16 protein-coding genes are annotated in these 13918 nt (G+C 48.2%); all 16 read right to left on the bottom strand.

Annotated features, from left to right (window positions below):
- Window positions 1-107: 107 nt before the first annotated feature.
- Window positions 108-2192 carry a flagellar biosynthesis protein FlhA gene (flhA, locus tag A4E54_RS05995; RefSeq protein ID WP_286725026.1) on the bottom strand — a complete coding sequence of 695 codons (2085 nt, stop codon included), beginning with the start codon at window positions 2190-2192 and terminating at the stop codon, window positions 108-110.
- A gap of 89 nt (window positions 2193-2281) precedes the next feature.
- On the bottom strand, window positions 2282-3358 hold the full coding sequence (gene flhB, locus A4E54_RS05990; protein WP_286725024.1) for a flagellar biosynthesis protein FlhB: 1077 nt from the start codon (window positions 3356-3358) through the stop codon (window positions 2282-2284).
- The gene (gene fliR, locus A4E54_RS05985; protein WP_286725022.1) at window positions 3359-4126 is read right to left on the bottom strand and encodes a flagellar biosynthetic protein FliR; all 768 of its coding nucleotides are present in this window, start codon (window positions 4124-4126) and stop codon (window positions 3359-3361) included. It abuts the gene before it with no gap.
- Between the two features lie 15 nt (window positions 4127-4141).
- Window positions 4142-4411, bottom strand: coding sequence for a flagellar biosynthesis protein FliQ (gene fliQ, locus A4E54_RS05980; RefSeq protein WP_286725020.1), 270 nt, complete (start codon window positions 4409-4411; stop codon window positions 4142-4144).
- Between the two features lie 13 nt (window positions 4412-4424).
- Window positions 4425-5183, bottom strand: a complete 759-nt coding sequence (fliP, locus tag A4E54_RS05975; protein ID WP_502687925.1) for a flagellar type III secretion system pore protein FliP — start codon at window positions 5181-5183, stop codon at window positions 4425-4427.
- Between the two features lie 11 nt (window positions 5184-5194).
- Complete coding sequence (gene fliO, locus A4E54_RS05970; protein WP_286725016.1) at window positions 5195-5689, bottom strand: flagellar biosynthetic protein FliO; 495 nt, start codon at window positions 5687-5689, stop codon at window positions 5195-5197.
- Window positions 5686-6063: a FliM/FliN family flagellar motor switch protein gene (locus A4E54_RS05965; protein WP_286725014.1), complete on the bottom strand. Its 378-nt coding sequence runs from the start codon at window positions 6061-6063 to the stop codon at window positions 5686-5688. Before A4E54_RS05965 ends, fliO begins: the two co-directional genes overlap by 4 nt.
- A 14-nt stretch (window positions 6064-6077) precedes the next feature.
- Window positions 6078-6614, bottom strand: coding sequence for a flagellar basal body-associated FliL family protein (locus tag A4E54_RS05960; RefSeq protein WP_286725012.1), 537 nt, complete (start codon window positions 6612-6614; stop codon window positions 6078-6080).
- Between the two features lie 99 nt (window positions 6615-6713).
- Window positions 6714-7568: a flagellar hook-basal body complex protein gene (locus A4E54_RS05955; protein ID WP_286725010.1), complete on the bottom strand. Its 855-nt coding sequence runs from the start codon at window positions 7566-7568 to the stop codon at window positions 6714-6716.
- Between the two features lie 88 nt (window positions 7569-7656).
- On the bottom strand, window positions 7657-8061 hold the full coding sequence (locus A4E54_RS05950) for a TIGR02530 family flagellar biosynthesis protein (protein WP_286725008.1): 405 nt from the start codon (window positions 8059-8061) through the stop codon (window positions 7657-7659).
- A gap of 11 nt (window positions 8062-8072) precedes the next feature.
- Window positions 8073-8519 (bottom strand): flagellar hook assembly protein FlgD, encoded by a 447-nt coding sequence (locus tag A4E54_RS05945; protein ID WP_286725006.1) that lies wholly within the window; start codon window positions 8517-8519, stop codon window positions 8073-8075.
- Window positions 8520-8534: 15 nt separating this feature from the next.
- Entirely contained in the window at window positions 8535-10325 is a 1791-nt protein-coding gene (locus A4E54_RS05940) for a flagellar hook-length control protein FliK (protein ID WP_286725005.1), read from the bottom strand.
- 65 nt (window positions 10326-10390) lie between these two features.
- The gene (locus A4E54_RS05935) at window positions 10391-11731 is read right to left on the bottom strand and encodes an S-layer homology domain-containing protein (RefSeq protein WP_286725003.1); all 1341 of its coding nucleotides are present in this window, start codon (window positions 11729-11731) and stop codon (window positions 10391-10393) included.
- A 68-nt stretch (window positions 11732-11799) separates the two neighbouring features.
- The gene (gene fliJ / locus A4E54_RS05930; protein ID WP_286725029.1) at window positions 11800-12237 is read right to left on the bottom strand and encodes a flagellar export protein FliJ; all 438 of its coding nucleotides are present in this window, start codon (window positions 12235-12237) and stop codon (window positions 11800-11802) included.
- Window positions 12238-12246: 9 nt separating this feature from the next.
- Window positions 12247-13578 (bottom strand): flagellar protein export ATPase FliI, encoded by a 1332-nt coding sequence (gene fliI, locus A4E54_RS05925; protein WP_286725001.1) that lies wholly within the window; start codon window positions 13576-13578, stop codon window positions 12247-12249.
- Window positions 13579-13581: 3 nt separating this feature from the next.
- Window positions 13582-13918 (bottom strand): FliH/SctL family protein (locus A4E54_RS05920; RefSeq protein WP_286724999.1); only part of this gene is annotated, 337 nt, incomplete at its 5' end.

Below are 13918 nucleotides of genomic sequence, written 5' to 3'. Positions count from 1 at the left end.
TTTGGCAGGCACCTTGTAACTGCTGACAATCACCGCTTCCGGACCTAAGTCCTGCTTAATTAACCTGATAGCCTCCTGCATTTCCCTGACTACATAACGTTTGATTTTCAATCAAATATCACCGTCCCTACAGCTTCAACTTCTACATGCGGGGCAATTTCATTCATCGAAAGCACTGCCAGGTTTGGCAGAAACCTCTCCGTCAGCCTGCGAAACGGCAGGCGCACCTTTGACGAACAAAGAACCACCGGAGGAAATCCACGCATGGTGAGGTTATCTACCGTTTCCTTCAACTTATTTAAAACCTGCCTGGCAACTTGCGGGTCCAAAACAGGATAAGCACCCATCTGAGTCTGTTCGATGGAGTCGGCAACAGCCTGCTCCAATCTGGGATGTAAAGTGACCACCGCTATTTTTGATGAGTCCGCTCCAGTATACTGGCTGCAAATAGTCCTGGCCAGCGCTTGACGCGTACATTCCGTCAGGTAGTCGGGGTCCTTGCTGATTCTGGCACCGTCCGCCAACGCTTCGAGAATGCCGGCCAAATCCTTTATCGGCACTCTTTCTTTTAGTAGATTTTGCAAGATTTTCTGCACTTCACCCATGGTCATCAAGTCAGGAACCAGTTCCTCAACCACAACAGAATTTTTTTCTTTAACGACATCCAGCAGTTCTTTCACTTCCTGCCTGCCCAGCAGTTCGTGCGCGTGTCTTTTAACAATCTCGGTCAAATGGGTAACCAGGACCGTAGCACAGTCAACAACGGTAAACCCGGCCAGTTCCATCTGGTCGCGGTCCTCGGCAGACACCCACCACGCCGGCAGTCCAAAAGTCGGCTCAGTGGTTGGCGTTCCCTTGACATCCAACTCCTGCCCAAGCGGGTCCATGGCCAGAAATTGCCCGGGCATCAACTCGCCGGCGGCGATTTCAATACCACGCAACTTAAAAGAGTAGGCGTTAGGGTTAAGTTGAAGATTATCCCTGATCCGGATCGGGCGGACGTAAATCCCCATTTCCCCGGCACACTGGCGCCTGACAGCCGCCAAACGGTGCAGCAGGTCACCGCCTTGTCCCTCGTCAGTCAACAGGATCAGGTTATAACCAATCTCTATTTCCATTGTATCGACCTGAAAATAAGCGAATACATTTTCCGGCTCTTTCTTCTGTTCCCGGCTCTGCCGCGCCATCTGCTCCTGCTTGGCCGCTGTTTTCTTCTGCTCTGTCCGGATCATGCTGTACGCCAAGTACCCGGTAGTACCCGCCAGAGAAAGAAACAGTATGTGGGGCATGGCCGGAACAAGGCCAATCATAAATAAGATAAAAGTGGCCACTATCAATACTTTTGGGAAATTTAAAAACTGGCTCGACAGGTCTTTACCGAAACTGGCGTCAGAAGTGGCCCTGGTGACCAGAATACCAGTAGCGGTTGATATCAGGAGCGCCGGTATCTGGGCTACCAGCCCCTCACCGATTGTCAATAATGTATATGTCTGCAGCGCTTGAAGAAAAGACATATTCTTCTGAACCATACCAATGATCAGGCCGCCCAGAATGTTAATAATAATAATGATAATACCGGCAATGGCGTCGCCACGTACAAACTTGCTGGCTCCGTCCATCGCCCCGAAGAAATCCGCCTCCCGCTGCAGGCGTTTCCGCCTGTCCCGCGCCTCAACCTCGTTAATCATGCCCGCGTTGAACTCTGCGTCGATACTCATTTGCTTGCCGGGCATGGCATCCAGAGTAAACCGCGCGGCGACTTCCGCCACCCTGCCCGCGCCGTTGGTGATCACCACGAACTGGATAACAGTAATAATAATAAATACCACCATCCCCACCACATAGCTGCCGCCAACCACGAACTCTCCAAAGGCCGCAATCACCTTGCCGGCCGCGGCGCTGCCTAGTATTAAACGGGTTGATGAAATATTCAACGCCAACCGGTAAAGAGTAGTCACCAGCAAGAGCGAAGGGAAAACGGAAAACTGCAGGGGCTCGATAGTGAACATAGTGATTAATAGAATCACCAGCCCCATTGTCATACTCAAAGTAAGCAAAATATCAAGAAAACCCGGTTTCAGCGGAATGATAATCAACAGGATGATCCCGACAATCAGCCCGGCGATAATCAGGTCGCTGCTCTTTTTAATATATGCCATGGCCGTTACAGGCAGGGGAGTTGGAGAAGCCATCTCGTTATCCTCCGCTTTGCAATTAAGAATTGCTACTAGTCAGTAGTCGACTACTGAATACTGACTACTGAATACTGACTACTGACTACTTAATAAGTACGGTAGTTTTCTTTGGCTTTCAGCCGGTAAACCATGGCCAGGATTTGCGCCACCGCCTGGTAAATCTCCAGCGGTATTTCCTGGTCAATTTCAACGTTTTGATAAATAAACTGCGCCACTTCTTTATTCTCAATGACCGGGACAGCATTTCTCCTGGCAATTTCTTTGATCCGCGAGGCAAAATGCCCGGCGCCTTTGGCTACCAGACGGGGCGCCGCCATCTCGCCCTGTTCATAGCGCAGGGCGACCGCCAGTCGGGTAGGGTTGGTCACTACCACCGTGGCCTGAGGCACTTCCTTGGCAATCCGGCTCATTGAAATACTACGGTGGACTTCCCGCCGTCTGGACTTGATCTGCTGGTCGCCTTCCATCTGTTTAAATTCATCTTTAACCTCTTGCTTGCTCATCATCAAGTTTTTGTTGTATTCATAGCGCTGGTACATATAATCAAGCAAAGACAGCACCAGGTAACACAGCCCCCCCCAGAAGGCTACTTTAATAATAAACCCGACGATCACCTGGTAAATTCCCCATGGTGTGCAGTTAAACAGAACCAGAAGACTATCCAGATTTTTTCTGATTAATTGATAGGTAACCCCGCCAATAATTGAAAACTTTAAAACCGACTTGACCAATTCAACCAGGCTACGGCGGGAAAACATACGCTGCAAGCCTGACAGCGGGTTGAATGAATCAAGTTTGGGCCGCAACGCCTCAGTGGAGAAAAGAAATCCGACTTGAGCCACGTTGGAGGCTATCACCACCATCAAAGCCACTCCAAAAAAAGGAGCAAGCACTTTCAAGGAAAACATCACCGCATCGGTAATTGACAACATAGGGTTGTAATTTGAACCGTAATGACGGCCGACTTGACCAAAATAACCGGTTAGGTAACGTTGCAGATCCTGAAAAAAAGAGTCTTTTATAGCAAAAAGCAAAACCACTATCGCCATCAGACACAAAGCACCGGTCAAATCGACACTCTTCGATACTTGCCCTTTTCGCCGCGCTTCCTCCAAACGCTTGGGTGTCGCCTGTTCTGTTTTTTCCTGTGCGCTGCCCGCCATTTAGATCAACACTTTCATCAACGAATATAAATCTCTTTCGATCATGTTTATCAATGAATGAAAGACAGTCCCGAGCAGTGGGATTAAAAAGCTCAAAGTCAACAGACCGACTACTATTTTAACGAGAAAACCAGTTAGAAACACATTGATCTGAGGCGTGGTACGGGATAAAAAGCCAAGGGCCAGATCACTTATTAACAAAACCGCCAGAACAGGCGCACTCACTTGTAGAGCAATGGTAAACGCCCCGGAAAATGTTTTGATTAAAACGGACGGCACACTGCCGTTCAGGGCGGCCGCGCTTAACGGCACAAGCTGGTAGCTTTTAGCCAAGCCCATGATTAGGGTATAATGGCCGTCCATAATCAGAAAGAGCATCAGCGCCAGCAGGTACATGTACTGGGCAAGCAGCGTGTTCTGCACCCCGTTCATCGGGTCAACTAAATTAGCCATCGAATAGCCAATCTGGATATCAATCATCTGGCCGGCCATCCGGATACTGTTTAAAATAATTGTAACCGTCATACCTAACAAAAGGCCAACTCCACTTTCGCTGATGGCCGCCAGTCCGTACCCCCAGGCTCCCCCGGGCAGTGTCGCCAGGTTTGTGGTGGCTGTAGGAAATAGAACAACAGCCAACGCCAGGGGAAATCCAACTTTAAAAAGCGGCGGTATGCCCCTAAAACCAAAAAGCGGCCCGGATATCATGAAGGCTGCAACCCTTAAAAACACCAAGAAAAAGGCTAACAGCTGGTTTATATCGGGCAAGTATCAACACCCCGGTTAATGTAATAAGTTAGGTATCTGGGCAAAGAGATTCGTTGTGTAGTTGATCACACTTTCAAGCATCCAGGAACCCAGCAGCAGCAAGGTTATAAACATACCAACGATTTTCGGCACCATATTTAACATTTGGTCCTGAATCTGGGTGGTGGCCTGGAGAACACTGATCATCAGACCGATCAAAAGCGCCACAGCCATAGAAGGTCCCGCGAGGAGCAAAACCATAAACAAAGCTTCACGCGCCAGGTGAACCACAAAGGTTTGGCTCAATAATTTTCCCTCCTCACCGGAAGCTTTCCATCAGAGATTTAACGACCAGTGACCAACCGTCTACCATTACAAAAAGAAGCAGTTTGAATGGCAGCGCAATCATCACCGGCGGAAGCATAAACATACCCATTGCCATCAAGATGCTGGCCACAACCATATCAATAACCAGGAAAGGTATAAAAAGCAAAAACCCAATTTCAAACGCCGTTTTCAATTCACTAATAACAAACGCGGGTATTACCACATATAAAGGCACATCTTCAGGCTTCTCCGGTTTTTCTATCTTTGCCAGATTGATAAACAACCCAAGATCCTTTTCCCTGGTCTGCCTGATCATAAAACTCTGCAAAGGCTTTGCCGCCAGTTCTTGCGCCTCTTGCTGGCCAACCTGGTTATTTAAGTAAGGTTGCAGCGCTTCATCGTTTATTTGTTTGTATGTCGGCGCCATGATAAAAGCTGTTAGAAACAAAGCCAGGCCTATAATAACCTGATTGCTTGGAATCAAAGGCACACCCAGGGCTGTACGCAACAGCGAAAGAACAATCACGATCCTGGTGAATGAAGTCATCATCATCAGGAAGGCAGGCGCCAGTGATAACAACGTCAACAGGACAAGGAGCTTGACACTGTCGACCACCTGCTCCGGGCTGTCAGAAGGGTGAACGTTCAGGTCAACAGCCGGAAGCGGCGCGGCCGCCGCTTCCGTGGTAAGGACTAATATCACTGCTAATAGTAAGAGAAGGACCGTGAGTTTAACCCTCAAGCTTTTCACTCATTTCACCATTACATATCCTGTTTATTATCATGCCACAAGCCGCCGCCATTGAGGGAAACACCCGGTGAGCGCAGCTTGTCCAGAACAGCCAGACTTGCCGCGAAAATATTTTTTTCCTTTTTCAAACGGCCGGGATTCAGTCCTGTTTCCCCAGTCTCACCGGTAACCCGGCTTTGATCGATTTCTTTAATGGCCCGGGGAGTTAACTCTACAATGTCATCAACTGCAATCTTTTCCTGCAAGGGCAATTCATCGAGTTCCTTGATTAAATGAATTGAGTTGTCCTGATGGGCCAGCAGATAATACTTATCCCCAAGACCGACCAGGCTCAACACCGTTTTTGGCCCAAGTGGAAGCTGCTCTAGCAGCTTCATCCGGCTCTTGCCCGTAACTACCGCATAACGCCGGGCAAGACCATACTTCAATACCAGGTAGACCAGAAAAAGAACCAGCGGCAGAGCAACCAGCAATCGTACCACAGCCCAGATCAGCTCACTACTCATATCAAGCCCTCTGAAAGTTTTAAATTTTGAGCCTTGTTGATGGCATTGATCCGGACGTTAAACACGTCATTAACAACAATTACTTCTCCTTTGGCAAACCTTTGCTGGTTTATGTTCACCTCAACCGCTTCACCGACAGCCTTATCAAGCCTGATCACAGAACCTTCCTCCAGGCCCAGTAATTCCCTCAACTTAAGCTCCCCCTGACCCAGCTCAACACTTACCTCGATGTGAACATCATCAAGGTGAGACAGGCTTGTTCTCAGATTTTCCATTCCTGCTACCGGTTTTAGTGAAGGAAATTGTACTTTTCTAATTTCAACCTCGCCTTTTTTCGGGCCGCCTAGAAGAGACTTGATTTCTTCCTCGGTCATCAAAGCGCTTCCTCCTACTGGACCAGAAAATCCGTGAAAAATATCCCGTTAATATCTCCGGTTTTCAAAATATTGTTGATCTCTGTAAGCAAGCTTTTTTTAAGATTCTCGACCGAACTGGCGGAAGTAACGTCAGTAAGCGTTTTTGTACGCAAAGTGGCAATTAGAGTATCCATTACCTGATGCTGCTTGTCTTTTAATTCCTTGGCCAGGTTTTTATTATCCTTAGGATACTCTAGAACAACCTTAACCCTGAGGTAGTGCCCCCCTCCATTACCGGCAAGATTAACCACTACCTCGCCCAGATCCAGTTTTTCATTTAGTGTTTCTGCCGCCTTTGGGTTTTTTTCAGGCGCTTTTTTTTCTTCCACACTACTGGCTTTCTTTACCACCGCACTATCCCCGGCCGGACTCTTAAAAAAGAAATACCAGCCGGCCGCAGAACCGGCCAAAACCACCAGGACTATGAGCAAAATCAGTAGTAATTTTTTCTTTTTAGGTTTATCTTTTTTGTTTTCTTTTCCCTGAGGTTTTTCACTGTCCTTCGGCACGGCCACACCTACTTTTCTTGGATTCTATATAACTATTAAAACAAAATGTGCATTACTGCCAATAAGGTATTACAGACAAAGGAAATAGAGATAGCTAATCTACCGCTTGATGTTCAACAATTCCTCCAAAATCTGGTCGGAAGTCGTGACTGTCCTCGCATTGGCCTGGTAGCCCCGCTGGGTGGTAATCAAGGAGGTAAACTCGTCGGTTAGGTCCACATTGGACATTTCCAGGAAGCCGGAATTTATAGTGCCGTAGCCATTGGCGTTGGGTGTTCCGATTCCACCGACATCTGTGATAAAACCGCTGGTTTGAGAAATTTTATATGTGTTTTGCCCATCCCGTTCCAGGCCATCCTGGTTGGGAAACATTGCCAAACCGATTGTAGCCGTTGGAAGATCATTGCCCTGAAGATCTTTTCCGGAAATAACCCCGTCTTTTGAAACAGTTATGGTCGCAATCCCGGCGGTGCCTAAATTGATTGAATTACCGCTGGTATCACAAAGATAATAGCCGTTTGAATTGACCAGATTGCCTAAATTATCAACGTAAAATATTCCTTCTCTGGAAAATCTCTCATTCAGCTTACCGACAGTATCGCCAGTTACAGCCGTACCGTCAGTCGACAGTATATACCAGCCGTTCCCGTTGATACCAAGGTCAAGAGAACGGCCGGTGTTCTGCAGACCCCCTTGGCCAGTGTTATTGGTGATACTTGAAACCATCACACCCAAGCCGACTTGCGAAGGGCTGACCCCACCAACATTTGTCCCTGCGGCAGTAGTTCCCGCGGCGCTCGCATAACGCACCGTCTGATAGAGAATGTCCTGGAAATTTGCCCGGCTTCCTTTAAAGCCGGTTGTATTTACGTTGGCGATGTTGTTGCCGATAACGTCCATTCTTGTCTGGTGATTTTTCATACCCGAAGCGCCGGAAAAAAGAGATCTAATCATTATAATCCTCCTTTTTTTGTCAACCGCCTCAGTCGTTCAGCGGCTACACAGCCTCCTTTCGGGCCGGCTGTGAATTTTTGGTTTGCCATTACGCGCTTGTTTGCCGTATAATCACGGCGCTGTCTATATTGGTAAAAACATGGTCTGCCGTCATGCCGCCTTCCATGGCTGTTACTATCGTCTTGTTGCGCACACTTGTGATTAATGCCAGATCACCGTAAATAATCAGCGACTCACGGGAACCTTTCGACTCAGCCTGTTTTACGGCCGTATTAATCCGCTCCAGATCATCCTGAGCAAGAACGATATTTCTTTCTTTTAGACGCTTTTCAGCATGAGCGGAAATCTTTATTTCCTGGCCTTTTTCAAGTTCTTTCCGGACTGCTTCCTGAAAAGAAGACTTATTGCTCGCTCGGGGCGACTGCCCGCCCCCACTTGCCGGCATGACCGGAAGCGGCGTTACAGGCAGGATAGAATTTATGTCCCGGCTCATTCGTATCACTCCTACTTGACTTCAGTCACCTTATCCAACCCATAAGCTGTTCCGTTAACGTACACTTGTACAGTATCATCTGTAACAGTAACTTTTTCCACCTGCCCGGAAACTTCACTATTGGTGGAATTACCGTTACTATCGGTACTAACAGAAGTTATTTTTACCTGGTGCCCGATTAGCGCCGAAGCCTGACTCATATCCTGCGAGAGTTTTAACTTGGTGATTTCATCATTTAAATTAGTAAGCTGTTCGAGCATGCTAAACTGAGCCATTTGTGCTACGAATTGACTTGAATCCTGCGGACTGGAAGGATCCTGGTTTTTTAGCTGGGTAACTAACAACTGAAGAAACGCATTCTTATCAAGATTCTTAGCCACAGTTCTAGTTTTATTACTCGCTGAATACTGGTAGTCGTTAGTGGCTGAAGTTGCAGATGAAGTTGAACTTACTGCCATAATATCACATCCTAATTATACTAAATAGTTAACCTGCCAGGAAGATGTTTCAATCTTACCAGTCTTCGGAGTTTCCACCTGAATATCGCCGCCGCCTGAACGGTAGTTATTAATACCGTAAACAGCTGTGCCGCTCTGGCTCCTTCCCTCATAATAAGGATTTGAGTTGTTCTGGTTGCCGTTGCCGACAAACACAGACGCTTCATTCAGCTTCAAGTCTTGCCGGCTGAGGGAGTCCCTCAACTGCTGCATTGAACCCTCCAGGACATCCTTCACATTATTGTTTGCCGTGTAGAAGTGGGCGTTCAGTTCACCTTTATGAAAATAAAGCTTGATTGTAAGTTGTCCCAACTGCTCAGGCTCAAGCTTTAGCTGAACTTGTGTCTGCCGGTCGCCGTCGCCTGTGTTGTAATATACATGCCTGATTTCTTGTAGCACCCTATCTCTTAAACCGGACAATGGTACGGCCTTAAGGCTTTCAGTGGAAACCTGCGCAGAAAATTGAGCGCTATTATCGGTCGTATTGCTTGTGCCCAATTCATTGCCAGACTCAACTTTATTTATCACAACCGTACTGTTAGCTATTATATCTTTGTTCTCATCATTAGCTTGTACTACCTTTTGCTTGCTGTTCGTCAGTTTGTTTTCATTACCACCCTGATAGGCGAATTCCGGATTGCGCTTTTGTTCCGCTACCATAACTCCGGACTGATTCCCAACATCCGGTTTCATTACAGCGTTTTCCGAAACAACAGTGACAACTTTCTTTTCAGTGGTTAACTGGAGTCCTTCCACCACCGTCGTGCTTGAAGCAACATTCTTCATCTCACCGGCTTTGCCCTCACTGCCGACTACGTTTGCGTATTTTGCATCAGGTACATTTTGCAAAGCCTGACCCGTTCCTGTTTTAACGAGAGGATCAGTAACACCAGTCACCCCTGAAGTAAGATCCTTTCTTTCTCCATCCGCGTTAGAGTCGTTAACTACTAGGTTTGTGTTCTTAGAGCCAGACACATTCTGTAAAGTCTGACCTGTTCCGTCCTTAGCAGGAGGATCGGCAACACCAGTTACTCCGGGTGACAGTACGAACAAAACAGTATCGGATTGTATATTTTGGACATCCGAACTATCCCCAAATACTGCCAGATCGCCAGCCGCATTACCTGTTTGAGAAACCGCCACAGTTGTCACAATACTTTTACCGGCGACAGGAAATAGTTCTTTAGCCGCGTCCCCCGGCTGCTGCGCTGCGATGTCTTTATCGGTAATCATAGCCAGGTCAGATTGAATCCCCTTTTGTCCAACTTTTGATGGGATAGTTGCCTGTATTGTTTGTCCGGTAAGATTCGGCGATTGATCATTTGATCCCCCAGATGGGGTATTGACCGCAATTGTCTGAGTAGTTTCAGTTATTGACCCAATTGTGTCCGGGAGTACTGCCGGCACGGGTATTTGCCCTGCATCTCCAACGGCAACACCCGCCACTTCGGCACCAGCTAACTGTGCTACTTGTTGTGAAGAAACTTGATTTATTATCAACAAATTTCCCGGCAATTCACCGGAGACTATCGGCAGGTCAATAAAACCACCATTACCAGTCCCGGTAATACGGGTATTATCGGTGTTAATAGCTGTATCACTACCGGAACCTTTCGAAGCCTGGCTTGTCCCGGGAGACTGGGGACCGAGCAGCGCCAGCACAGCAGCCATGGCCATGTCAAACCCGCCGGCAACCGCTTGATCCTGAGAAAATGATCCGTTTCCTTTCTGTGAAACCGCCACATTATTGACAACCGCTATTTGCACTTTTTCACCTCCTTTCTTTAGTAATTTTTATTACAGGTCTTTCATTATCCAAAGAGATTACACTATTAGATAAGCTTTTTGCTCTTTAGCAACTTTTGTATAATTTTTGCAGTTTCAGCACGGGTAATGTCGCCTGCCGGATCAAAGTTGTATTTCTTTGTCCCGGTGATCGGTTCGCCTGACATGTACTTTGCCTTCGAAACAGCAAGGACATAAGGCCTTGCCCAAACACTAATAGAAGAGGCATCTTCATACAATTTCGTTAAAGCGGCCAAAACCTTGTCATCGTCTTTTTCAACATAATCAACCTTGAGATTTAGAGCACGGGTAATCAATGCTGCCGCCTGTTCGCGCGTTACAGGCTGATCAGGCTGGAACTCCAGCGTTGCACCATTTCTAATGCCGTTGAACAATCCATAATTTGCCGCCGTACAAGCATATTCACGCCATTTCGGGTAGAAGTAATCATAATTGATACCATCTACAGACAAGGACAGGGCACCAATATCGGAAAACATGTTACTCTGCAGACCTGCCAGTGGCAGCCTCAAACCTTTTACCAGCATGGAAGCGAACTCGGCACGTGTTGTATTGTATTCAGTATGGGCTGCGGTGGCATCCACCAACCCGAAGTACCCACCAGATCCAGTCTGGCTCATGATCCCCTTGTTCCATAATGACTGGACATATTGTTGTGACCAAGCTACGCTGGCGACGTTGAAATCGCTGAAATTACTGTCCATGTTGGCCACGCAGTAGCTGCCGAAACCATCCTTAGCGAAAGTGGCTGTTACAGTTTTTGAACTGGTGTTCACCAATCCAGGCAAGACTTCCCATGCGGAGTTGTCATAGACGCGGTAAAGCACGCTCACTGTATCATATAGATCGGATATGTTGCTGCTGTATTTCAAGGTTATTGCAGAAGGTGAGACAAAACTATATCCCGAGCCATCGGCGGGAAGCGAGCTGGATGGGACTATCGTGTAAACCGGCGAAATAGGCGTTACTATCCAATCGTTTGTATGGCTAAGATAATCTGTTTTTACAGGCGGACTACTGACGGGGTTATGGAGTGACTGAGCAAAGCAACCGTTCCAATTAGTACTGTCGTTAGTCGGCTGTTCCGATTGATCCCTGACAAAAACACCTATACCGGTGCCGCTAGGGGTATTATTAAATAACAAGTAATTGTCTTTGCCAAAGTTAATCTCAACATTTTTATTTATGGCGCTGAGTTTGGTCCAACCTTTTGTTATAGCTGTTGAATTATACACATATTCAGACACACCAGAACCTGGAATCGGCAAATACACGCCCTCGGCCACAGAGATCCCGGATAAACCACCTGAGAAAAGAGCAACGGCGATTAACGAAACCAACAAAATTCCACAAATTTTTTGTTTCACGAAAAAGCACCTCTCTTTGGTATCAATACCTTGTCATCTTAATGAACTAATTATTCAACAAATAATGCTTAAAAGTTATCCATCCGGCGCTGGTGCGCATAAAGTGCCAGTTCATCAATTTCTTTTTGCTCCATTGCAGCTACCTCGCGCTTGTAATTCATATAACACTTATCCTTTAGCATCTCAATGACCTGCCGCTCCTGTCTAGCCTGGACAGCGGCATTGCGCTTACCCTCAACAACAAGGCTGGCATTGTCGACAGCCTTTTTTTGTATGTCAATTTTCGTGTTTAATGATGCCCGGTAAAAGGATAAATACGCTGCCCCCAAAACATCCACATCTTCTTCAGCCACATCAAAAGCTGCCTCCAGCCGCTGTCTGGTATCCTCGAGCATTGCCAGCCGCCGGTTATATTCGTGATGAGCCATGGCCAGGGCCTGCTCCGCTGATACTTCTTTTGCAGCCCGGTGCTGCAGCACCGGCTCAAGCTGAAAATGAAACTTAATGATGCTTGATCACCTCTTTCTATGGGCTATTGCACTTAGTCTGTTTAATGTGTCGTCGTAGTCATTATGCTCGTGCATACCCTGCTTCAAAAAATCAACAATTCCCTGGTACGAAGCAATAGCCTCGTCAACGCGCGGGTTCGAGCCCGCCACGTAAGCACCAATATTGATCAAGTCTTCCGCCTGGCGGTAAGCCGCCAGCCAGTCACGCAACTTCCCGGCCTGCGCCCGGTGCTCCTCCGTGGTAATGTCGGGCATCAGACGGCTGACACTGTTCAGCACATCCACAGCCGGGTAATGGTTGGCCGCGGCCAGCGAGCGGGACAGCACAATGTGCCCGTCCAGGATGCCGCGCACCGCGTCGGAAATCGGCTCGTTCAAATCATCCCCGTCTACAAGCACGGTAAAAAAAGCTGTAATTGAACCGGTGTCGGACATGCCCGGCCGTTCAAGAAGCCGGGGCAGCAGCGCGAACACTGAGGGGGTATAGCCCTTTGTCGCCGGCGGCTCTCCAATAGCCAAGCCAACCTCGCGCTGGGCCATGGCAAACCTGGTCACCGAATCCATCATCAATAGCACGTCCTTAGCCTGGTTCCGGAAATATTCAGCAATAGCGCAAGCAACAAAGGCTCCTTTCAGACGCACCAAAGCAGGCTGCTCCGATGTCGCCACCACAACCACCGAGCGGGCCAAGCCTTCCGGGCCAAGGTCGGTCTCGATAAAATCCAATACCTCACGGCCACGCTCCCCAATCAAGGCGATAACATTAACGTCGGCGTTGCTGTACCGTGATATCATTCCCAATAAAGTACTTTTTCCGACCCCGCTGCCGGAGAATATGCCGATACGCTGCCCCCGGCCACAGGTAAGAAACGCGTCCACCACCCGCACCCCGGTTGACAGCACCTCGGATATACGTTTTCTCATTAGCGGGTTGGGCGGACGGTTGTCCACCGGATATTCTTCACCAAGCCCGTTCAGGGGGCCCAGACCGTCCAAGGGATGCCCCAGACCGTCCAATACCCTGCCGAGCAGTTGTTCCCCCACTTTAACATAAAACGGCTTGCCTGTGGGAATAACGCTGCAACCCTGGTAAATCCCCCTGAGTTCGCCAAGCGGCATCAGCAGTGTGCTTCCATCACGGAAACCTACCACTTCAGCCCGGACCGGCTCAGGTTCACCCGGCACATTAATCCCGCAAACCTCTCCGATGGGGGAGTTAATTCCCTGCACTTCGACAGTGAGCCCGATTACACGGGTCACCCTGCCGGTCAATTTTAGCAAATTGGCTTCTTTTATGCGAGACTTCCATACCGACAGGTCTATCGGAGCACTCTCCACAAACTAGCCCTCCTCACCATAAAGAGCCTTCATCAACGCTTCCCGCCGCGTTTCCATAGTAGCGTCCACCCGTCCATTCTCAGTCTCGACCTTGCACCCGCCCGGCTTAATCGAAGCGTCAGTAATCACTTGAAGCTCCGCCTTCGCCGGCAGCAAACCTCTCATCTCTTCTTTCCTTTTTTCATACAGCGCCAGTTCCGACGGGTTTATATACAGAACCACTTGGAGCCTGTCCGCAACCAGGCGAAGCGACTCCATGGCCACGTTACAGACAATTTCCGGCTCAAGAGACAACTGGGCCGACAAAAGCCTTTCAGCTATTTCCCTGGCCAGATCGATA

It is taken from the genome of Pelotomaculum sp. PtaB.Bin117 (genome assembly GCF_002067195.1).
Lineage (GTDB): Bacteria > Bacillota > Desulfotomaculia > Desulfotomaculales > Pelotomaculaceae > Pelotomaculum_D > Pelotomaculum_D terephthalicicum.
The sequence above is the reverse complement of the archived record's forward strand: the minus strand, read 5'-3'. Positions and strand labels throughout refer to the sequence as shown.